General features: G+C 40.2%; 23 protein-coding genes and 1 tRNA gene. 14 read left to right on the plus strand and 10 right to left on the minus strand.

Going from position 1 to position 20428, the window contains the following annotated elements; all coding sequences use genetic code 11:
• The first annotated feature begins 38 nt into the window (after positions 1 to 38).
• The gene (locus DW091_RS15485) at positions 39 to 704 is read left to right on the plus strand and encodes an amino acid ABC transporter permease (RefSeq protein ID WP_038353054.1); all 666 of its coding nucleotides are present in this window, start codon (positions 39 to 41) and stop codon (positions 702 to 704) included.
• Positions 685 to 1413: an amino acid ABC transporter ATP-binding protein gene (locus DW091_RS15490; protein ID WP_058693553.1), complete on the plus strand. Its 729-nt coding sequence runs from the start codon at positions 685 to 687 to the stop codon at positions 1411 to 1413. Before DW091_RS15485 ends, DW091_RS15490 begins: the two co-directional genes overlap by 20 nt.
• Positions 1414 to 1522: 109 nt before the next feature.
• On the opposite strand, the gene DW091_RS15495 is transcribed toward DW091_RS15490, so the two are convergent.
• A complete protein-coding gene (locus DW091_RS15495) occupies positions 1523 to 2791 on the minus strand; it encodes a glycosyltransferase (RefSeq protein ID WP_224168820.1) in 1269 nt (422 codons plus the stop codon).
• Between the two features lie 424 nt (positions 2792 to 3215).
• Between DW091_RS15495 and DW091_RS15500 the strand changes: the two genes are divergently transcribed.
• Genes DW091_RS15500 through DW091_RS15510 form a run of 3 tightly spaced genes read left to right on the plus strand, consistent with a single transcriptional unit; the run spans position 3216 to position 5641 of the window.
• Complete coding sequence (locus tag DW091_RS15500) at positions 3216 to 3809, plus strand: ECF transporter S component (RefSeq protein ID WP_058693555.1); 594 nt, start codon at positions 3216 to 3218, stop codon at positions 3807 to 3809.
• A 19-nt stretch (positions 3810 to 3828) separates the two neighbouring features.
• Positions 3829 to 4800 carry a P1 family peptidase gene (locus tag DW091_RS15505; RefSeq protein WP_118518624.1) on the plus strand — a complete coding sequence of 324 codons (972 nt, stop codon included), beginning with the start codon at positions 3829 to 3831 and terminating at the stop codon, positions 4798 to 4800.
• 16 nt (positions 4801 to 4816) lie between these two features.
• The gene (locus tag DW091_RS15510; protein ID WP_118518625.1) at positions 4817 to 5641 is read left to right on the plus strand and encodes an HAD family hydrolase; all 825 of its coding nucleotides are present in this window, start codon (positions 4817 to 4819) and stop codon (positions 5639 to 5641) included.
• Between the two features lie 10 nt (positions 5642 to 5651).
• Here DW091_RS15510 and DW091_RS15515 read toward each other — a convergent pair whose 3' ends face one another.
• Positions 5652 to 6038: a DUF488 family protein gene (locus DW091_RS15515; protein WP_224168821.1), complete on the minus strand. Its 387-nt coding sequence runs from the start codon at positions 6036 to 6038 to the stop codon at positions 5652 to 5654.
• 124 nt (positions 6039 to 6162) lie between these two features.
• Between DW091_RS15515 and DW091_RS15520 the strand changes: the two genes are divergently transcribed.
• From DW091_RS15520 to DW091_RS15535, 4 genes are all read left to right on the plus strand, one after another.
• Entirely contained in the window at positions 6163 to 7806 is a 1644-nt protein-coding gene (locus DW091_RS15520; protein ID WP_058693558.1) for a DEAD/DEAH box helicase, read from the plus strand.
• Positions 7807 to 7837: 31 nt separating this feature from the next.
• Positions 7838 to 9202, plus strand: coding sequence for an MATE family efflux transporter (locus DW091_RS15525; protein WP_224168825.1), 1365 nt, complete (start codon positions 7838 to 7840; stop codon positions 9200 to 9202).
• 120 nt (positions 9203 to 9322) lie between these two features.
• A complete protein-coding gene (locus tag DW091_RS15530; protein ID WP_058693559.1) occupies positions 9323 to 10456 on the plus strand; it encodes a glycosyltransferase in 1134 nt (377 codons plus the stop codon).
• On the plus strand, positions 10443 to 11138 hold the full coding sequence (locus tag DW091_RS15535; RefSeq protein ID WP_058693560.1) for a lysophospholipid acyltransferase family protein: 696 nt from the start codon (positions 10443 to 10445) through the stop codon (positions 11136 to 11138). Before DW091_RS15530 ends, DW091_RS15535 begins: the two co-directional genes overlap by 14 nt.
• A 45-nt stretch (positions 11139 to 11183) precedes the next feature.
• Here DW091_RS15535 and DW091_RS15540 read toward each other — a convergent pair whose 3' ends face one another.
• Complete coding sequence (locus DW091_RS15540; protein ID WP_058693561.1) at positions 11184 to 11570, minus strand: desulfoferrodoxin family protein; 387 nt, start codon at positions 11568 to 11570, stop codon at positions 11184 to 11186.
• Between the two features lie 161 nt (positions 11571 to 11731).
• Here DW091_RS15540 and DW091_RS15545 point away from each other — a divergent pair, with 161 nt between their 5' ends.
• From DW091_RS15545 to DW091_RS15555, 3 genes are all read left to right on the plus strand, one after another.
• Positions 11732 to 12349 (plus strand): NUDIX hydrolase, encoded by a 618-nt coding sequence (locus DW091_RS15545; RefSeq protein WP_058693562.1) that lies wholly within the window; start codon positions 11732 to 11734, stop codon positions 12347 to 12349.
• Between the two features lie 117 nt (positions 12350 to 12466).
• Positions 12467 to 13006, plus strand: coding sequence for a rubrerythrin (gene rbr, locus DW091_RS15550; protein WP_013382069.1), 540 nt, complete (start codon positions 12467 to 12469; stop codon positions 13004 to 13006).
• A 116-nt stretch (positions 13007 to 13122) separates the two neighbouring features.
• Positions 13123 to 13425 carry a hypothetical protein gene (locus DW091_RS15555; protein ID WP_058693563.1) on the plus strand — a complete coding sequence of 101 codons (303 nt, stop codon included), beginning with the start codon at positions 13123 to 13125 and terminating at the stop codon, positions 13423 to 13425.
• A 15-nt stretch (positions 13426 to 13440) separates the two neighbouring features.
• On the opposite strand, the gene DW091_RS15560 is transcribed toward DW091_RS15555, so the two are convergent.
• Together DW091_RS15560 and DW091_RS15565 are read right to left on the minus strand one after the other, a co-directional pair.
• Positions 13441 to 14010 carry an NUDIX hydrolase gene (locus DW091_RS15560; RefSeq protein ID WP_096920319.1) on the minus strand — a complete coding sequence of 190 codons (570 nt, stop codon included), beginning with the start codon at positions 14008 to 14010 and terminating at the stop codon, positions 13441 to 13443.
• A 9-nt stretch (positions 14011 to 14019) separates the two neighbouring features.
• Entirely contained in the window at positions 14020 to 14331 is a 312-nt protein-coding gene (locus tag DW091_RS15565) for an arsenic metallochaperone ArsD family protein (protein WP_058693565.1), read from the minus strand.
• 137 nt (positions 14332 to 14468) lie between these two features.
• On the opposite strand from DW091_RS15565, the gene DW091_RS15570 reads away from it, so the two are divergent.
• Positions 14469 to 14544, plus strand: a tRNA-Ala gene (locus DW091_RS15570).
• 45 nt (positions 14545 to 14589) lie between these two features.
• Here DW091_RS15570 and DW091_RS15575 read toward each other — a convergent pair.
• Positions 14590 to 14835 carry a hypothetical protein gene (locus DW091_RS15575; RefSeq protein ID WP_058693566.1) on the minus strand — a complete coding sequence of 82 codons (246 nt, stop codon included), beginning with the start codon at positions 14833 to 14835 and terminating at the stop codon, positions 14590 to 14592.
• Positions 14836 to 15018: 183 nt separating this feature from the next.
• On the opposite strand from DW091_RS15575, the gene DW091_RS15580 reads away from it, so the two are divergent.
• Positions 15019 to 15954, plus strand: coding sequence for a DUF1848 domain-containing protein (locus DW091_RS15580; protein WP_118518626.1), 936 nt, complete (start codon positions 15019 to 15021; stop codon positions 15952 to 15954).
• Positions 15955 to 15985: 31 nt separating this feature from the next.
• On the opposite strand, the gene DW091_RS15585 is transcribed toward DW091_RS15580, so the two are convergent.
• From DW091_RS15585 to murC, 4 genes are all read right to left on the minus strand, one after another.
• A complete protein-coding gene (locus DW091_RS15585; RefSeq protein ID WP_207741431.1) occupies positions 15986 to 17323 on the minus strand; it encodes a patatin-like phospholipase family protein in 1338 nt (445 codons plus the stop codon).
• A gap of 18 nt (positions 17324 to 17341) precedes the next feature.
• Positions 17342 to 18214 carry a DUF4190 domain-containing protein gene (locus DW091_RS15590; protein WP_118518627.1) on the minus strand — a complete coding sequence of 291 codons (873 nt, stop codon included), beginning with the start codon at positions 18212 to 18214 and terminating at the stop codon, positions 17342 to 17344.
• Positions 18215 to 18324: 110 nt separating this feature from the next.
• Positions 18325 to 18816 carry a hypothetical protein gene (locus DW091_RS15595; RefSeq protein ID WP_058693570.1) on the minus strand — a complete coding sequence of 164 codons (492 nt, stop codon included), beginning with the start codon at positions 18814 to 18816 and terminating at the stop codon, positions 18325 to 18327.
• Between the two features lie 98 nt (positions 18817 to 18914).
• Entirely contained in the window at positions 18915 to 20330 is a 1416-nt protein-coding gene (gene murC, locus DW091_RS15600) for a UDP-N-acetylmuramate--L-alanine ligase (RefSeq protein WP_118518628.1), read from the minus strand.
• Positions 20331 to 20428: the final 98 nt, after the last annotated feature.

Raw genomic sequence — 20428 nt, forward strand, 5'->3', positions numbered from 1 at the left:
TAAATTAACGGCCTAAAATAATTCCAGGAGGTTTTTGAATGAGTATTTTTGAATTATTTGCTCAAACCTATCCTCGTTTATTACAAGGTCTTTGGATGACGATCGAACTGACCCTGGTATCGCTGCTGATCGCGGCGGTACTAGGGCTTCTCTTTGGTTTGTTATCTGTTTCAAGGACTACTTTTTTACGGGGAATTTCACGTGTATACATTGATATCATCCGTGGTACACCATTAATTGTACAGGTATTTTTTATTTATTTTGGGATACCAAGTGCACTGAACATGCGCTTAGATGCCTTTATAGCCGGCGTTATCGCACTGAGCCTGAATGCTGGCGCCTATACCGCGGAAATTGTCAGAGGTGGGATTCAGTCCATTGACAAAGGACAGATGGAAGCAGCCAGGAGTCTTGGCCTTCCATATACGATGGCAATGCGCAGAGTCGTTTTACCTCAGGCGATCAAGACGATGATCCCGGCAATTGTAAATCAGTGTATTATCACATTAAAGGACAGCTCTCTGGTTTCTGTTATTGGTTTAGCGGAATTAACCCAGACTGGACGTTTAATCATTGCCAATAATTTTGAATCCTTAAAAATGTGGATTATCATTGGTGTCATGTATTTTATCCCGATTATGATTCTGTCAAAGGTTTCGAGTCATATTGAAAGGAAGATGAGCTATGGCAAAAGTAAAAATTAGTAATCTCAAAAAGAGCTTTGGGGATTTAGAGGTTTTAAAAGACATTAATCTGGAAGTGGAGGAAGGCGAGGTTATCTGTATTATCGGGCCGTCAGGCTCTGGTAAGAGCACAATGCTGCGATGTATCAATGCGCTTGAGGAAGCAACCAGTGGTACAATTGTGGTGGATGGCAATGAGATTACCGGCAATCATGCGAATATTAATCTTTACCGCCGGAATATCGGAATGGTGTTTCAGCAGTTTAACCTTTTTCCCAATATGTCTGTTTTAAAAAATATTACCTTTGCACCAGTCGCCTTGAAAATTATGGATAAGGCTAAAGCAGAGGAAGTGGCACAGGGGCTCTTAAAAAGGGTTGACATGGTCGCTAAGGCAGATGCCTATCCAGGACAGCTTTCCGGCGGACAGCAGCAGCGTGTGGCCATTGCCAGAGCGCTGGCAATGAATCCAGATGTTATGCTGTTTGATGAACCAACAAGTGCTCTTGACCCGGAAATGGTTGGAGAAGTTCTCAATGTAATGAAGCAGCTGGCACAGGAGGGAATGACCATGATTGTGGTTACCCATGAAATGGGCTTTGCCAGAGAGGTTGCGGACCGTGTTATCTTCATTGATGAAGGCTACATTGTGGAACAGGGACCACCAAGTGAAGTGTTTGGAAATCCACAGAACGAGAGAACCATTAATTTCTTGAATATGGTCCTGTAAAAAGGAACCGTCTTTTGCAGTTAAAAGACGGTTCCTTTTTTGTTGTAGTAATTTTAGATAATAAGAAAAAACGCCCTGATGGAATGTAAACATCGGGGCGCTGATGACTTTATTTATTAAGCTGTAATTGTGAGAGCTTTAAGCTCTGAGTATGTTCGATCGGTTCCCAAGTTTCAATCGGCTTGACAAAGCAGAGGACATTAATGGGTATCCATGAAAACAGGAAGAACCAGAAAGAGAAAAACGCTTTGCCGGCGACCTCTCTTATTTTATGGTGTTCAAGCTTAACGACCATTGCTGTAAAGAGAAAGCTGACGATGACACCGCCGACACCAAATAGGATGGCAAAGGTGAGGGCATCAGACCAGACCTGTGTATTAATGAGTAAAAGTGTCAGCACAACAAAGGAGCAGATGGTATAAATACTGGTTAAAACTTGCATGAATGGTGCGAGAAGATATAAAATCATATCCACACACATCCAGTTACGCGTCTTTTTAAAATTCTCCCATAGAGGAGCTGAGTACTGTGAGAAACACTGAATCGTACCGGTAGACCAACGTTTGCGCTGCTTCCAGGAGGTTTCGAAAGTAATGGGATGTTCGTCAAAGGTAAGGGCCTCAGGCACCCATGCAACGCGGTAGCCCTTCATGATCGATTGAGTGGTGAATTCAATATCCTCAGTCATGCTAAAGGTTCTGAAGCCACCGTCTTTTAAGACTTCGCGGGAAACCATAAATCCTGTTCCGTTTAAAGCTGCAGACCAGCCAATACCCTGTTTTGCGAGGTTCATAAAGCGGTTTAAGGTCCAGTAAAAAATGGACTGGCAGCCTGAGATCCAGGAATCTGTCGGATTTTTGCTATCTCGGTACCCCTGTGCGATTTTTTCTCCGTCACATAAGGCATTGTTCATTGCGGAAAAGAAATTTGGATCAACCAGATTATCAGCGTCAAAAACACAGAAAGCATCAAAAACATCGTTGTGTGCAAAGGTTGCGTCGAAAAACTGTTCTAAAGCAGCGCCCTTTGAGCGGACCTCAGAGGTACAGTGAAAAATCTTGGCGCCGTGTTCTCTGGCTACTTCTTCTGTATTATCGGTGCAGTTATTCGGAATAACATAGATATCAAACAAATCCTCTGGATAATTCTGTTCTTTTAACGTATCGATCAGATTCCCAATGACAAGAGATTCATTTCTTGCGGCAATAACTGCGCACATGCGATTTTCAGGGGCATGCTGGTTGAATTTTGTGTGTTTACGGTATCCGGATATCCCTACGATTAAATAATAAATACCATAAGCAAAGAAAGGGACACCTAATAGGAAAAGTAAAACATAGATTGTATCGACCATTTTATCCTCACTCGTTTCTTTCAAAATTTGAATTTAAACATGCCGCACTGTGTTGCGTTGAAAAGTCACTGTGTGGCATTTCTGGACAGTCTTCTTAAACTGTTAATATTCTATCATCATCTCAAAAACGTAGCAAGACAAAAATTAAAATATTCATAAAATTTTAAGGAAATGGAAAGGTTCATTTAATATAATATGTCGTTTTCATGCAGAAAATCGATTACAAAGTCTTTAAGGTATTTTTGAATTTAAAAATACCTTAAAGGCGGTAGTACAGCATTAAGAATTAAAAAAGAAAATGCCAATTATATTGGGTGCATTTTTTTGAAAAAACTTGGTTCATTATTTTTAATGTGATAAAATAAAGCTACACAGGCGAGGACATGACGGCTTGTGAATAAATTAGACGCTGCATCTTTAAAAAGAGCGGCAGTTAGGAGTTTTTATTATGTCACAGGTAAACAAAAAGACTGCACAGATGACACAGCTTACACTGCTGATCGCCATACTGGTGGTACTTACCTTTACCCCACTCGGTTTTATTCAGGTTCCCCCGGTTGCCATTACCATTTTGCACATTCCGGTGATTATCGGTGCCATTGCCATGGGGCCGGTTTGTGGTGGAATTTTAGGCCTGGCCTTTGGTGTTCTAAGTATGCTCAAAGCTACGTTTATGGGTGTTTCACCGGTAGATCTGATGTTTTCACCTTTTGCGAGCGGCGCGCCGATTCAGTCTCTGATTATGTGTATTTTACCAAGAGTTTTGTTGGGCGTGATTGCAGGAGTGCTGTATGAAGCTTTAAAAGGACGGTTGAGCAACGATGCTTTAAGTATAGGCGTCAGCGCTGGTGTAGCGACCTTATGCCATACTATTTTAGTTATGGGATGTTTATGGTTTTTCTTCAGCGCAATTCCTTTAAAGGAAGTTTTTCTAACCATTGTGGGCGTGAATGGTTTGCTTGAGCTTGGTGTCGGCATTGTCATTACGATTGCCGTATGTAAACCACTAATGAAATATTTGAAAACGAGGATTGCTGTATAGCATCAGAAATGAGGTAACAGTGCAGGAAATAAACCTTAGTGATATCGAAAATATTCGAATCGGCCACGCGCAGGATATGGAAGGCGGAACAGGGTGTACGGTTATTATAAATGAACAGGGTGCGCCCACAGGCCTTGATGTAAGGGGAGGCGGACCGGCCTCCAGAGAAAGTGAGCTCTTGAACCCGGTAGCAGCGGCTCAGGGAATCCACGCTGTTTTGTTAAGCGGTGGATCTGCCTTTGGTCTGGATGCCGCCGGTGGTGTCATGGAATATCTGAGTGAGCGCAACATTGGGTTTGATACGGGTGTGGGAAAGGTGCCGCTTGTCTGCCAGTCCTGTATTTTTGATTTAGTGGTGGGGAAACCAGACGCTTATCCGGATAAAGTAATGGCTTATCAGGCGTGTGTTGACTCGGAAAATAAAAAAAGTATACAGAATGGTAACGTCGGAGCCGGAACAGGCGCGACCATTGGCAAATACCGGGGAATACAGACAATGATGAAATCGGGCATAGGGACCTATGCCGTTGAGCTTGGTGGTTTAAAGGTAGGCGCCATTGTATCAGTCAACGCTCTCGGAGATATTTTTGATATTGAGAGTGGCGGTAAGCTGGCAGGGATGCTTACAGCAGATCTTTCTGAATTTGAGGATACCGAAGCTGCCATGTATGAAGACATTTCCCGAAAAGAAAACCTTTTTACTGGAAACACAACCATAGGCGCTGTGATTACCAATGGAAAGTTCAATAAGGTTGAGGCAAAAAAAATTGCAGCAATGACACATAACGGTTATGCACAGGCGATCCGACCTGTCCATACCACTGCAGACGGCGACAGTATTTATGTTATGTCTGTAGGTGAGGTGGCTGCTGATATTAATGTGGTTGGAACGCTGGCGGCACGCGTGATGGCAATGGCCATAAAAAAGGCAGTGCTCGCAGCAGAACCATTATATGGGTTAAAAACAGCATCAATGCTGTTACATAAATAAACAAAGGAGCATTTTCATGGCAATAAAAATGATTGTTACCGATCTGGATGGCACGCTTTTAAATACCAAAAACACAATCTCTGATAAAAACAAAGCTGCTTTTAAAAAGGCTAAAGAAAAGGGAATCATTCCTGTTGTGGCAACAGGCCGGATTGATAAGGAAGGCTGGTTTGCGGCTGAAGCCATCGGTGGTACTGAGTATATGCTCTCCGGTAACGGTGGCGTGGTTCGGGACTATAAAAAGGATATTGTGATCTTTGAGGATGCTCTTTCAAAAGATATTATCAGACAGGTCATTGAGCTTGCGGATCAGTACGACGGCATTTTTGTCCAGGCCCACACCATTCATGGATGTGTCTGTACAGAAAAAACCTTTCCTGAAATGCCAACAGCGGGCTGGGCGGATGAATATGTGCGCCAGTTTAGGGAACAGCAAATTGTGGTTGAGGATATCGAAGACTATTTAGAAAAAAACCACTTGGAGGTCAGTAAATTTGTCATTTCATCCACTGATTTTGATAAATTGGATGAAGTCCAGAAAAGAGCGGGTGAAATTGTGGATTTGGTACCTCTGCGCCCCATGAATTACTGTCTTGAATGTATTCCGGAAGGAGTCGATAAAGGATTAGGGCTGACAAAGCTTTGCGAATATCTGGGAATAAGCCTTATAGAGGTCATGGTAATAGGAGACAGTGACAACGATTTGGAAATGATCGAAATTGCAGGAACAAAAATTGCCATGGGAAATGCTTATGACTGTGTCAAAAAAATCGCGGATCATATCGTTTCTACAAATGACGAAGACGGTGTGGCAGAAGCCATTGAAAAATTTGCATTATAAAAACAAAGCGTCACGCGGCCCGTGGCGCTTTATTTTTTTGAAAAAGTATTGAGTTTAGATAATCTGCCAGAATAACAGCCTGGTTTTGTTCCTTATTATTTGCAGAATAAATTAAAGTGACATTTTCTTTCTTTAGACGTTTTTTTAAATCAGACAAGAAGAGTTTGACGGCCTGATTATTTCTGAGTTCTTCCAGATATTGTGATTTAAAGCTTTCATATGAATCTTTTCCAGAATGAAAGCGTCGGATTAACTCCTTGCTGGGAGCAAGTTCTTTTTTCCAGATATCGACATTGGCGCTGGAATGAGTAAAGCCTCTAGGCCAATAGCTGTCTACCAGAACACGGTATCCATCCATAATGTTTTTGGGCTCATAGATACGTTTTGTTTCAATCATTATCATCACTTCCTTAATCAGTCAGTGTATTCTTATAAAAAATATACCCAAATTTGACATAAAATTTGCTTTCTTTTATTTTTTAGTTTATAATTAGATGTTATGTATTTAGAAAGGAAGTTATATGAAATTTAGAGAACTAGAGATTAATGAGCAATTGCTCAGGGCAATTGATGATATGGGATTTGTTGATATGACAGAAATTCAGGAACGCGCAATTCCCCGTTTGATGGAGGGCGGCGACCTTATTGGTAAATCCCAGACAGGAACAGGAAAGACAATGGCCTTTGCAATTCCTGCTATAGAAAAGATTGATCCAGAACTCAGAAAACCGCAGGTGTTGGTGCTTCTGCCGACACGTGAGCTGGCGCTGCAGGTTTCTGAAGAATTCAGAAAGGTTTTAAAATACAGCCACAGTATTAAAGTTGTTGCAGTGTTTGGCGGTGCTTCGATTGAAAACCAGATCCGTGATCTAAAATCCGGAGCACAGATTGTAGTGGGTACACCGGGGCGCGTCATGGATCATATGCGGCGGAAAACCTTAAAATTCAATGCGCTTACAATGGCGGTACTGGACGAGGCAGATGAAATGCTGAATATGGGCTTCAGAGAGGATATCGAACTGATTTTAGATGCGGTAGACCATGATGTTCAGACCGTTTTATTCTCGGCCACGATGCCAAAACCCATTTTAAAAATTGCGGAAACCTACCAGAAAAATCCAACAATGATTGAAATTTCACCCAAAACAATGGTAGCCCCAAGTATTGAACAGAAATATTTTAATATTTCTGACCAGAATAAGTTTGAAGCTTTAACCCGTTTGCTGGATGTCTATAAACCGCAGCGCTCACTTATTTTCTGCAACACCAAACACTATGTTGATGAAATCACTGAAAATCTGCAGGAGCTGGGGTATTCCGTTGACAAAATTCATGGCGATATGCGCCAGGTATCCAGACTCAATGTTTTAAAACGCTTTAGCCAGGGAAGGTTGAAAATTTTGGTTGCCACTGATGTAGCTGCCAGAGGAATTGATGTTGACGATGTGGATATTGTTTTTAACTACGACGTACCGGATAATGAGGAATACTATGTACACCGTATCGGCCGGACCGGCCGTGCTGGGAAGAGCGGTCTTTCACTGACGCTCGCCCGTTCAAGAGATCAGTTTAAGCTGCGGAAAATAACCGATTATACCAAAAAAAGCATCGAACGTGATTTAATCCCGACCAGCGAGGTGATTAACGACATCAAGATCGCTCACTTCAAAGAACGTTTTAAGCTCAAAGCTGAAAAAGGAGAACTGGAACGTTATATTGCAATCATTAAGGAACTGGAAGAAAAGGGCTATGAAGCAGAATTCATCGCTGCGGTTCTTTTACAGGCACAGCTGCCCCTGTCAGACGCTGAAGATTTAAATACAGAATTTAAAAAGCGTGGACGCCGTGAGGGCAGACGGGAAAGGGATGTAAAACGGCGTAGAGACGGAAAAAATAGTAAAGGAAAATCCTTTGGACCAGAAAAGACAAAACGTCTTTTTATCAGTGTTGGTGAGAAAGATAAGGTTCAGAAAAGAGATATTCTCGGCGCTATTTGCGGTGAGTGTAATATTGCGTCTTCGACAGTTGGGAATATTGATATGTATAATAAATTTACCTTTGTGGATGTAGATGTGGATGTTGCCAAAAAAGTAGAGAAAAAACTGAATGGAAAAATGATCAAGGATCACAAAGTGAAAGTTGAAATTTCCAAAAAGAAAAAATAAAATTTGTTAAAAGTGAGGGGGAAGTGTTTTGGTGGAAGAACAACAGTTACAGCATGAAAACAAAATGGGGACGATGCATATCCCCCAATTACTTTTTAGTATGGCCCTGCCGGCAATCATTTCGATGTTTGTACAGGCAATGTACAATATCGTAGACAGTGTCTTTGTCGCGCAGATAGGGGAAAATGCATTGACCGCCGTTTCTCTGGCCTTTCCAGTGCAGATGCTGATCGTATCCTGTTTTGTAGGTATGGGAGTAGGGATCAATTCTGGAATTTCAAGGCGGCTTGGTGAAAAAAAGCACCGTGAAGCAGAAACGGTGGCAGAACACGGTTTTTTAGTCGCGGTGATTTTATCCTTAGCGGCAGCGGTTTTAGGCGCTGTTTTTTCAAATATTTTTGTAAAAATGTTTACGGACAATCCGGAAATTATTCAAGGCTGTACGGACTATCTGCTGATCGTCACAATTTTCAGCTTTGGAAGCATTATTACGCAGGCTGGTTTTAGCACGCTGCAGGGCTCGGGCGATATGATTCAGCCAATGATCGGTCAGCTGATCGGGGCAATTACGAATATCATACTGGACCCTATTATGATTTTCGGGCTTCTGGGTTTTCCAGCCCTGGGTGTTACGGGAGCCGCCATCGCGACGGTTACAGGCCAGATTATTGCAATGGTCTATATTTTGATTGTGGTGCTGAAACGGAAAAAGAATCTTCTAAAGCTTCATTTTCGTTCCTTTAGATACCGAGGGGCAATCATGAAAGATATTGCCGTGGTGGGGCTTCCCTCTGCGATCATGCAGGGGATTGGTTCCTTTATGGTAACAGGTTATAACCTGATTCTGGCGGGGTATGGCATGACCGCCGTAGCGGTTTTCGGTGTTTATTTTAAAGTTCAATCCTTCATTTTTATGCCAATTTTTGGACTGGGACAGGGAGCAATGCCAATTTTTGGCTATAATTACGGCGCTCAGAATGCAAAGCGGTTTAAAGAGACATTAAAAGTCTCTATTTTGACAAGCCTGGTCATTATGTTCATTGGAGTTCTTTTATTCCAGCTTTTCCCGGCACAGATTTTCATGCTTTTTAATGCATCGGAAGAAATGACAGCGATTGGAATTAATTGTTTTAGAGCAATAAGCCTGGCATTCCCGCTCGCCGGGATATCCATTATGCTCAGCACCTCTTTTCAGGCAATGGGTAAATCTTATCTTAGTATGATTTCTTCTTTTTTGAGACAAATGATTTTTTTACTGCCTTTTTCGTACCTGTTCTCTTTGATCGGAGGTCTGGATACAGTTTGGTATGGCTTTATCGTTTCTGAGATTGCCTGTCTTGTTTTTGAGGTTATCGTGTATCGGCATTATAAAAAGAAAGTTTTAGATCGCTGGTAAAATGATTGGTTGAAGGATGCTAAAGTGCATCCTTTTTTCTTTTTATACAAAATAAAGGAATTGTCACTGTACAAAAACATTCTGCTTTGGGTATAATTTAAGTATACGAGGAGGAAATCAATGAAAATATTATTAGTTATGGACCAATTTGACCATACCAACAATGGCACCACGATGTCAGCAGTCCGCTTTGCAGAAACATTAAAAAGGCATGGTCATGAAGTGAGAATTGTCAGCACAGGAAAAGAAACCCCTGACAAATATGTGGTGCGTTCATATCATTTTCCCCCTGTTGTCAAACAGATTATTCAGAATCAGGGCATGACATTAGCAAAGCCTGGCAGGGAAGTTTTGAAAAAAGCAATCAGATGGGCGGACATTGTCCATTTTTTAATGCCGTTTCCACTTTCTATCGAAGGTGCTAAAATCGCAAGGGAGCTGTCTGTACCTGCAACAGCGGCGTTTCATGTACAACCGGAAAATATTACCTATACGTTGAAAATCAATAAGGTAGAAAAAATTAATACAGTCTTGTATCAGGGCTTCAAGAATATCTTTTACAATCAATTTTCGCATATTCACTGCCCCAGCGATTTTATCGCGGAAGAACTGCGTAAAAATGGTTATACAGCAAAGTTACATGTCATTTCAAATGGTGTCGATCCGGATTTTTATTATCGCAAGATTGATAAAATCCCGTTACTCAGGGATAAATTTGTAATTTTGATGATTGGCCGTCTGGCAAATGAAAAAAGGCAGGATCTTCTCATTGAGGCGGCTGGGTTATCTAAATACAGAGATCAAATATGTTTGATCTTAGCAGGACAGGGGCCAAAGAAAAAGTCCTACGAGAAGGCTGGAAAAAAACTGCCGAACAAAGTTTTTATTGATTTCTTTGATAAAGAAAAGCTGCGTGATATCATTGCCATGAGTGATCTTTATGTTCATACAGCCGATGCCGAAAGTGAGGCAATATCGTGTATTGAAGCATTCTGCGGCGGACTGGTGCCGGTGATTTCCGATAGCCCTAAATCGGCAACCTCTCAGTTTGCTTTAAATGATCGCTGCCTTTTTAATGCGGGGGATCCGTACGATCTGGCTAAGAAAATTGACTATTTCATTGAACATCCTGAAGAAAAAAGACTTTTAGAAAAAGATTATGCAGCCTATGGCAAGCAATATAATATAGAAGACTGCGTTTATAGGATGGAAGAAATGTTTATGGAGGCTATTGACGATTATGGCGCAATATGAGGCTGGAAATTTTGGTGGAAATATTGTTGTAGAGCGCAATGAAGATAAAACATACTTTGAGAATCGTTTTGTTTTAAGAAAAATAGCGCTGACCTTATTGCCGATATATAATCGCTTAATGTTTGGCCTCACGGTATCAGGAGAGGATAACTTGGCTAATATTAGAGGTGGGATGGTGACAATCTGCAACCATGTTCATACACTGGACTGCACTATGGTAGCCGGGGTTTGCAGGCAGCATCGGATGTATTTTCCAACTTTAGATGAAAATCTGAAAATGCCCTTTGTAGGGCATTTAGTCGATGACCTAGGAGGAATACCGATTCCTGGGAATCTTTCAGAATTCAGGGGCTTTATAGAAGGATTAGAAGCAACCCTGAGGCAGGGTGATGCTGTCCATCTTTTTCCTGAAGGCAGCTTAGCGCCATACTGCCCCGCGATACGGACTTTTCAGAAGGGTGCGTTTATGTTTGCTTATGACGCTGTGGTTCCGTTGGTGCCTATGGTATTGACTTACAGAGAGGCAAGAGGGATAAGGAGCCTGTTCCGAAAGAAGCCGCTTCTGCATTTAGAAATTTTAAAGCCTGTTTATCCAGATGTTAAAAATAAACGCAGCCATGAGATCGGGCGTCTTTTGGAGAAATGCCGTTCAGAAATGCAAAAAGTCTTGGAAAATGAATAACCCCGGAGAAAATCTCCGGGGTTTTGCTTTTTGCTTGAATATGGATTAAACAGTTGCCATCCATAATCCATGTAGGTTACAATACTCATATGCAGCGATCACTTCATCACCAGGTGTTAAAGCGAAAACAGCCTTTGGCTCGCCGCCGATTTCCAGACATTTACGCTGGCCGCCTTCTTTGGTTTCAAGATAAATCCAAGCGATATGATGTTCTTCGAGCATTGGATGCGGAACACTGCCGACTTCAACAGTGACGGTGTTTCCGTCAATTTTAATGACTGGAACGTGTTTTTCCTGAGCTGCATCGACGGTATTAGGAGTTAAAACTTCCATCGGATCACCACAGCAAACCGGTGTTACGCCGCTGTCTTCAACAACACCAAAGATGTTGCCGCAATGTCTACAGATATAAAATTTTGGTTTTTTGCACATAATAAAGACCTCCTATAGTCCAAATATAATTTTGAGCAGTCCGTGTAACCCACTTATCCGCTTAATGATATAATTAATTATACCACAATTTTTAAACTTTAAACGGAAAATGCCTATAAAATTTTGTTGAAAATAAGAATAATATTAAGAAAGGAATAACTATGGAAAAGAAATGGTTGTCGTGGGCAAAACAGCTTCAGTCGATCGCGCAGGCTGGTTTAACTTACTCGACAAATAAATATGACAGAGAACGCTTTGAACAGATTCGAGAGATGTCTGTTGATATTTTAAATAATTATACCGATGCAGGCGAGGAAAAAATAAGAGATCTGTTTTGCTTTGAAACAGGATATCAGACGCCAAAGGTTGATGTACGGGGTGCGATTTTTAAACAAGATACAATTCTTCTGGTAAAGGAAAGTATTGATGGATGCTGGTCAATGCCAGGTGGCTGGGCAGATATAGGGTTGTCTGTTAAAGAAAATATCGAGAAGGAAGCCCGTGAGGAGGCTGGCCTGCATGTGGTCGCAAAAAAATTGGTCGGCGTATTCGACTGGGTGAAAAATGTTGACCTGCCCAATCCTTTTGCTATTTATAAGACGGTTATGCTTTGTGACGTTATTGATGGTGAGTTTCAGAAAAATATTGAGACAGAGGATGCCCGCTATTTTGATTTAGGCCATTTACCGGAATTATCAAGAGGCCGTACGACAGAAGCGCTGATTGAGCTCTGCTACCAGGCATCACAGGATAATGCTTTTATTCCAATTATTGATTAACTTTTTTCAAAATTAGCCTTGACAATTTGTTTGATAATTGTTATATTATAATCGTTCTTAATTAAGGGACGTTAGGATTAAATAAAATTTATAAAATTCAAGAGAGGTATTTTGAACATGGAATTAAAAGGATCAAAAACTGAAGCGAATTTATTAACTGCCTTTGCAGGTGAATCTCAAGCCCGCAATAAATATACTTATTATGCAGAAAAAGCTAGAGAAGAAGGCTACAGTCAAATTGCAGAATTATTTGAAGAGACCGCTACAAATGAAAAAGAACACGCAAAACTGTGGTTTAAAATTGTACATGGCGATGAAATCCCAGACACTGCTACAAACTTAAAGGATGCAGCAGCAGGTGAAAACTATGAGTGGACAGATATGTACGCTACTTTTGCTAAAGAAGCAAAGGAAGAAGGCTTTGATAAAATTGCCTTTTTATTTGAAGCAGTTGCTAATATTGAAAATCGTCACGAACAGCGTTACTTAAAATTATTGAGCAATGTTGAAGAAGGAACCGTTTTTGAAAAATCTGATAAAGTGCTCTGGCAGTGTATGAAGTGTGGTTATGTTTATGAAGGCACGAAAGCTTTAAAAATGTGCCCGGTATGCAAGACAAGCGGGGCTGATTTCCAGATTTTATCTGAAAACTACTAAGACTATTAATTAGATGGATTATATATAAAATCTCCCGAATTATTCGGGAGATTTTTATTTTTAAAAGACTAGAGTATGGTATAATAAAAGCGAGAAAAGCTTGGAGGAGTTATTGAATGACTGAATCGGAAATTAAAACCTTGTTTTTAGATATTGTAGGAACTTTAAATCTTTGCCGCGATGTTAATATGGAAACACCAGCCGGAGAAGTGGTTGAATATGGTATGACCATTACAGATACAGCTTTTATCACTTACCGGGAAAGCAACAGAACACTGCATTTTTATGTTGATGGAAATGAATTGCTTGTTTTAAATGAATCCAGTCCGCTTCTTTATATGATGCGTGAGCTTTTTATGGAGGTAGAGGATGGAGACCCAAAGGAATTGACAAGAGCACGGTTGAGGGTTCTGGAATAAAATAAAAGGACGAGCCTAGAGCGCTTTCGTCCTTTTAATTATTTTTTGGTAAATTGGGAGCATGTGTTTTTCACTGCTGTATTTTTCGATACTTTCGAGAGGAAGCCAGGCGACATCACTGTTTTCATCAGGATTAATGGTTAGCGGGAGACGGTCATCTGCAATAAGTGAAAAAGCAATCGATAAATGCAGATGCGTGCTGACGTACTTTCCGTTTTTGAAGTGTCCAAAAACAGGTAAGACATCCAGACTGATTATTTTTTCTGAAATAGGTTTTAAATTTTTAATGCCAGTTTCTTCCTCTGCTTCTCTGATCGCTACAGATAAAAGATCGGAACACCCGTCGGCGTGGCCGCCGCTCCAGGACCACGACCTGTAAAGATTATGAAAGACCATCAGGCACTGGTCGCGATGTGGATTAAAAATAAAACCTGAGCCTGTTAGATGCGCTACAGGATTTTTTCTAGTCAGGATAGTATCTGGATATTTCTCCATTAAGCTTATAAAAATTTTTTTATCCGCAAATTCCTGGTCAGTGTTGGGAATAAAATCAGATATTTGTTGATAAAGACTTTTAAAATCCATCAAATTAACTCACTCTGTCCCGCCGGAAAACCATTTTACGAATTCAAGAGCAGAGGGATATTCGCGCATTTTTACAATTTTGCCGTTCACTAAAGTAACTGGTAGAACACTGTTTCCCTTTTCCACCAATAAGGTTCCAATTGTACGGTTTTCTACAAAAGCATTAGGATCCATTGTAAGGTTATGTCTTACAATATCCCAGCCATCATCAGCAAAAGAAGCAACCATGTCATTGATTCGTGCCAGATCAGCGTTTTCGCCCATTTGGCAGACACCATCAATACAAGTTAATTCTGGTTCGAAAATTTCTATTTTAGCCATTTGATTTCTCCTATATAATTTAGTATGGTTCTATTTTAAACCATTTTCATTAAATTGTTAAGAGGAAATAATAGTTTTTTCTAAAAAAGCCATTGACAAAAATAATCAGGTATTGTATCATAGCATAGTCAGCTTATGGGGGCATGGCGCAGTTGGGAGCGCGTCTGACTGGCAGTCAGAAGGTCAGGGGTTCAAGTCCCCTTGTCTCCACCATTTTGATTTTAAGGACCGTCATAGACGGTTTTTTTTATTTTTTGATTACCATTTGCAAAAGCGGGTCATCTGATCGACAAAAAATTGATTGATGATAACATTGTCATTATTTACCTTAAAATGGAAAAAGCCCTGTAATTCATCAATATAATCAAGTGTGTGTGTATCAGTGGCAATATTAATAATGGCCGCTTTTTCATCAGGTATATTTTCTTTAATACGGTCTCTGTATTCTAAATATAATTTTTTAGCGTAGTCTTGAGCATTTGGCGATAATTTTCGGTATTGCATTTTTTTATTCTCCTTTCAAGTTTTAAATCGTCTGTTTTAAGCTGATTATAGGTTTTATGCGGTAAGATAATCGAAAATTGATTCGGAGAGCATAAGCGTCTTGTTATAATTTATATCCTGTTTATAATGAAATTAACTTGTTTAAGCGAAATTAAGAATTAAACAAGTGCGAAGGAGGCTTTTATGATTATCAGTGCCAGCCGAAGGACAGATATTCCTTCTTTTTTTTCTGAGTGGTTCATTAAAAGGTTGGAAGAGAAATATGTTTATGTTCGAAGTCCTTTTAATTTCAAACTAATTTCGAAAATCAGTCTGTCTCCTGAGGTCATTGACGGAATTGTTTTATGGACTAAAAATGCTGTTCCGATGATTCCAAAACTTAACAGATTAGGAGCGCTTCCTTTTTATTTTCATTGGACAGTAAATCCTTATGGGAAAGATATTGAGCCATACCTTCCTTCGAAAAATGATACTTTAATTCCAGGATTTAAAAGATTGTCAGATAAACTGGGAAATGACAGAGTGATCTGGCGTTATAATCCAATTGTTTTTACTGGAAAATATACCGCAGCATACCATCTTTACTATTTTGAGAAACTGTCAAATAAATTAAGTGGTTATACGAAGCGTTGTATTGTGAGTTTTTTGGATTACTATGAAGATACAAGACAAAATATGTGTGGTCTCGGACTAACAGACAAAACAGTTATGGAGAAAATAGAGCTGATCAGTAAATTTGCTGATATTGCTCAGAAATACCATATTAGCTTGGAAATCTGTACAGACAGTCAAAAACCAGTAGGGATTAAAAAAGCCTGCTGCGTCGATAAAGCGATTTTTGAGAAGATACAGGGATACCCAATAAGTCTGGGGAAAGACCCAGGACAGAGATCAGAGTGCAGATGCATGGAAAGTATTGATATAGGAATGTATAATACCTGTGGTAACGGCTGTCTTTATTGTTATGCTAACCACAGTAAGGGAAAACTTCTGTATCATCAAAAGCACCACCATCCTGACAGCCCCCTAATTGTTGGTAATGTGGAAGAGGATGATGTTATCAAGGAGAGAATCGTATCGTCCGATAAAGAACACCAGATAAGATTCTTGATCAATTAAAAACCTCTGCGCTGAATCGCGCAGAGGTTTTTTAGGTTGGTGTTTTTATCATTTGATGGATATAAATCAACAGCAAAATTGAGAGCACAAATTCTGGAGTGAATTTTTTAATTAAAGCATTTAAACGGAAAAGGGGCATATCCTGTCTTGCACCCACAAATAAAACATAGAAAGTAATAAAATCAAGAATGGTTGTTGGTTTGTAATCAATGGGACAATCTTTAAAAGCATCTTTAATGGTGCTTTCTTTTTTAATCAATGATAGATTGGCTTTGGTCAAAGCGTTCAAAGCATTGAGTAAGGCTGGCAGGAATTGATCCATTGTGTAGTATTCCATTCTTTTTACACCGAGTGATTTACCAGCAATTTCTAATAATGTCATCAGAAGCGGTTCATCCTCAGGGTAATTTGTGCTTCGAATAATAGCATTAATAGCTGCCAAAATTGAAGGTTTATCTGAATCGGCAGGGATGCTGAGCAGATGAGCTACCTTTTCACGGGAAATTTTGTCCTGTAGAGGTGTTCCGATAAAGCGGTCAAGCCGGTCATAGAGCTTTCGCTGGCGGCTCATATCAAAGTAATAAAATTTTCCTCTTGCCACTTTAAAAGTCTTCAAACAGTCGAGATGTCCCATTGTAATATTGTTCAGGATCGTTTTTTGATCAAATTCAAGCGTCATGCCAAGATATTCGGAATTATTGATGACCTTGAGATTGATATCTTTGTTTTTAATTTTCTGTTTAACGCCGAGAGCTGGAAATTCAACAGAAATAATGTCATTATAGCCATTTTCGGCCATAAAATTTATGGGGACATTATCATAAAATCCACCGTCAAGATAAGTAGTGCCGTCAATTTCCTGTTTCTGAAAAACCGGAAAGGCAGCGCTGGCAAGCAAATAGTCAAGCAATTGTCCCTCGGGAATGTCCTCAATCATTAATTTGATTGGGGAGAGTGTATTCAAACGAACCGTTACAAGCCCGAGACGTATTGAGGATTTGCGAATGGCCTCTTCTGATATAAGTTTTTGAAGGTTTTCGCGTAAGGGCGTAATATCAAACCCACCATGAAACAAATCATTTAAAAAAGATAATCTAAAAAAGTCAAAACTGGTTTTAGACCATTGCTCAACATATTTATTGGTCATATGCGTATTGAGATTAAGGACTTGATTAATGGTCAGATTTGACCAGAAGTCAAGCGCCTTGTCAAAGTCATTTTGGGCGATAACCGCAGCGTTTAAAGCGCCTACAGAGGTTCCGATCACACAAGGAGTATGAATGTTCATTTCACGAAGAGCCTGCCATACGCCAATTTCGAAAGCACCTTTTGTTCCGCCGCCGCTAAGGACTAAACCATATTCTTTCATACTAATTCTCCTGTCCTGCTATAAAAATGGGTAACGGGTGGTATTGGTATACAGGCTGTTGGTAATCCTGTTAATTAAACTGTGCCCTTGAAAAACAGCCAGACCGATTACTGGAAGCACAAAGATCATGATGATACCAAGTGCGCCAAAAATAATACCAAGAATGGCCAACTGAGCAGGGGCATTTTCCCTTTTTAATTCCTGATAAGATAGGATACCGAAAATGATGGCGCAGACACCAATCCAAAAACCGCCACCGGCAAGGCTGGAAAGCATTGAAAGAACGCCGAGACAAAATGACAAAATGGCCCGGGGATTTTGAGAGCAGGGTTTTGTCATGGGAATATCAGTGTAATCTGGGGCTTTATCTCTTAAAGAGAACCAGAAAAACGGAATGGTGACTGGGAAAATGATACTCAGCACCAGATAAAGAGTTGTGTTTTTGGGGTTATAAATGCGGTAAAGCCAGTAATAAGCTGAGTATTCGTAGATAGCGGTCAGAATACAGGCAACAAACAGAAAAATCCATCCAACAAAAGGAATCTGTGTCATTGTATTGCTTAAAAGTGTGACAACACCAGATAAAAGCGGCAGTATCACAGCAGCATATGGAATATGAAGTGAACCGATGGATACTTGGTCGTTAATCAGCGCGCCTAATAAATATTGGTTGGCCATTGGAATCCAGGCAATCCACGGATAGCGCAGATTTCTTTTTTTGGCAAGTGTGTAGAGGCTTATACCTTTAAAAATATAGGCGATAATGGCAAAAACACATGCAAATATCAAAATACAGAGACAGATTACAATAATAATGCCAATGAAAGCACCCAGGGCGTCATAATTGTAAAAAGAATCACCGAAATCGTAATAATCATAATAGTAATCCATTGGTGAACCTCCTTTAAATAGATCTTAAGTTTATTGTAATGTATTTTAAAGATGAATGCAAAAAATAATGTGAATACCCAGAGGATTACCGCTGAGGTATTCACATTTTTTTAAGAAAAGCTGTACTCATAAGGTTCCCTATTACGAATAACAAAAGGGAAAATCGAAAGCATAAAAGGGAAAATGATACTGAGTACGAGAAACAGTACTGCAGAATCTGAATAATATAATTTATATAATCGGTAGTACGCGGCATAATTGTATACAGCGATCGCAATTCCAATAATCCAGCCCAAAAAGGGAATTGCGATTAAAGCGCCGCTGCAGATAGACGCAACGGGTAAAATCACCTGTGCGTAAGGGATTTTAAGCGAGCTGATTGTCACCTTTTCACCAATAATTTCGCCTAATATAAAGAGTTTGATAACTGGGATCCAAGCCAGCCATGGATACTCGATGTTTTTTTTCAAAGCCATGGTATAGAGCCCAAAGCTGGAGAATATGTATAGAGCGATTGGAATAAGGCAGATAAACAAAACAGTAAGGATACCGAGCCCTGCCACAAACGCCACTAAACTGGCGACGAGCGAAGTTTCAAGCATGTTCAACACCTCCTTTGTTAACCGTATCATTGTATCCTATATGAAACAAAAATACAAAGGATGAGTTGTCAATTTTTTGTATCATTTTCCCGGATTATCTATTCATATTTTTCTTTTAGCGCATCAACCAGCATATAAGCGACTTTATTAATGGTCTGAGAGCCAGCGACAAGTACCAGATCATCGGATTCCAGATTATCTGTCAGATATTTTACAATGGTACTAAATTCTGACATAACAATGGTGGGAATATGATATTTTTCCTTAATTCGTTTCGCCAGATCTTCAGAGTAGATATCCCATTCATTTCCCTCGCGGTCAGAATAAATATCGTTAAGAATAATAAAATCTGCTTTCGCAAAAGCATCTACAAATTCATCAAAGAGATAGTAGGTTCTTGAATAGGTATGAGGCTGGAAGATAACCCACAAGTTATTATGCGCATGATTAAGACAGGCGTCGATGACAACCTTCAATTCGGTTGGATGGTGGGCGTAATCTTCGTAAACATTAATACCGTTTACCGCTCCGCGAAACTCAAAGCGTCTTTTGGCGCCGTGAAAATTATCAAGCGTTTTTTGGACTGTGGCCTCGTCAATACCCAAAAATTCACTGCATGCAATACAGGATAGGGCGTTTAAAACATTGTGCTCACCAGGAATTTTCATATCAAAGTGTCCATAAAATTCATTGTGATGGTATGCGTCAAAAGAAGGGTTTCCCATATCATCGTATTGAATATTATGGGCAGTCCAGTCATTTTGGGGTTCGAAACCATAAGTGGTGACCGGACAGCGGAGATTTTCTACAGTATCCAGCACGTCCTGAGAATCGCCATATGCGATCATGAGGCCGTCTGGCGGAAGAATTGCACCAAACTTGTGGAAGGACTCCTTAATTTGTGGAAGTCCACCGGTAAAATAATCAAGATGATCCTCTTCAATGTTTGTAATAATACCAATATAATGGGATGTTTTTAAAAAGGAATCTACATATTCGCAGGATTCGATAACAAAATAGTCGCTGTTTCCCAGGCAGGCGTTACCGCCGATTTCCGGTAGCTTTCCTCCAATGCTGACACTTGGGTCAAAATCAGCATAGTGCAGTAAGGCGGCGATCATGGAAGATGTTGTTGTTTTTCCGTGTGTCCCTGCGACGCCAATGGTTTTATCAAAGGCTAGAGACAGCAAGCCGAGATAATCCGAACGTTCGACTGTTGGCAGGCCAAGATCCTTAGCGCGAACCATGTCGGGATTATCTTCATGAATGGCTGCAGAATAGACAACCATGTCTGTATCTTGCGGGATATTGTTGTAATCATGTCCGATATGGATTTTGACATCGCGCTCTTTCAGCTTTCCGGTATAAGAGGACTCAATCATATCGGAACCTTCCACTTTAAAGCCCTGGTCCAGGGCCATCCCTGCCAGTCCGCTCATGCTGCTGCCTCCAATACCGATGAAAAATATCTTTTCAACTGGACGATTGAATTTCTTTTTTAATATTTCTTTCAATTTGTTTGCTCCTTATAGTTCTCATGGACTACAAGAATTATATCACAGCTATTTATTAAGATAAAGTCCCAGCAGTAAGGAATTTTATTAAGGAAAGA

It is taken from the genome of Eubacterium sp. AM05-23 (assembly GCF_003477535.1).
GTDB lineage: Bacteria > Bacillota > Clostridia > Eubacteriales > Eubacteriaceae > Eubacterium > Eubacterium maltosivorans.

Bases quoted from the DNA above. Each gene is read 5' to 3' on its own strand.
- DW091_RS15585 (WP_207741431.1), bottom strand. From the start codon at position 17,323: ATGAAAGAATATGGTTTAGTCCTTAGCGGCGGCGGAACAAAAGGTGCT.
- DW091_RS15515 (WP_224168821.1), bottom strand. From the start codon at position 6,038: ATGATTGAAACAAAACGTATCTATGAGCCCAAAAACATTATGGATGGA.
- DW091_RS15565 (WP_058693565.1), bottom strand. From the start codon at position 14,331: ATGGCTAAAATAGAAATTTTCGAACCAGAATTAACTTGTATTGATGGT.
- DW091_RS15520 (WP_058693558.1), top strand. From the start codon at position 6,163: ATGAAATTTAGAGAACTAGAGATTAATGAGCAATTGCTCAGGGCAATT.
- DW091_RS15580 (WP_118518626.1), top strand. From the start codon at position 15,019: ATGATTATCAGTGCCAGCCGAAGGACAGATATTCCTTCTTTTTTTTCT.
- rbr (WP_013382069.1), top strand. From the start codon at position 12,467: ATGGAATTAAAAGGATCAAAAACTGAAGCGAATTTATTAACTGCCTTT.
- DW091_RS15540 (WP_058693561.1), bottom strand. From the start codon at position 11,570: ATGTGCAAAAAACCAAAATTTTATATCTGTAGACATTGCGGCAACATC.
- DW091_RS15530 (WP_058693559.1), top strand. From the start codon at position 9,323: ATGAAAATATTATTAGTTATGGACCAATTTGACCATACCAACAATGGC.
- DW091_RS15595 (WP_058693570.1), bottom strand. From the start codon at position 18,816: ATGCTTGAAACTTCGCTCGTCGCCAGTTTAGTGGCGTTTGTGGCAGGG.
- DW091_RS15510 (WP_118518625.1), top strand. From the start codon at position 4,817: ATGGCAATAAAAATGATTGTTACCGATCTGGATGGCACGCTTTTAAAT.
- DW091_RS15575 (WP_058693566.1), bottom strand. From the start codon at position 14,835: ATGCAATACCGAAAATTATCGCCAAATGCTCAAGACTACGCTAAAAAA.
- DW091_RS15500 (WP_058693555.1), top strand. From the start codon at position 3,216: ATGTCACAGGTAAACAAAAAGACTGCACAGATGACACAGCTTACACTG.
- DW091_RS15590 (WP_118518627.1), bottom strand. From the start codon at position 18,214: ATGGATTACTATTATGATTATTACGATTTCGGTGATTCTTTTTACAAT.
- DW091_RS15545 (WP_058693562.1), top strand. From the start codon at position 11,732: ATGGAAAAGAAATGGTTGTCGTGGGCAAAACAGCTTCAGTCGATCGCG.
- DW091_RS15535 (WP_058693560.1), top strand. From the start codon at position 10,443: ATGGCGCAATATGAGGCTGGAAATTTTGGTGGAAATATTGTTGTAGAG.
- DW091_RS15555 (WP_058693563.1), top strand. From the start codon at position 13,123: ATGACTGAATCGGAAATTAAAACCTTGTTTTTAGATATTGTAGGAACT.
- DW091_RS15490 (WP_058693553.1), top strand. From the start codon at position 685: ATGGCAAAAGTAAAAATTAGTAATCTCAAAAAGAGCTTTGGGGATTTA.
- DW091_RS15560 (WP_096920319.1), bottom strand. From the start codon at position 14,010: ATGGATTTTAAAAGTCTTTATCAACAAATATCTGATTTTATTCCCAAC.
- DW091_RS15485 (WP_038353054.1), top strand. From the start codon at position 39: ATGAGTATTTTTGAATTATTTGCTCAAACCTATCCTCGTTTATTACAA.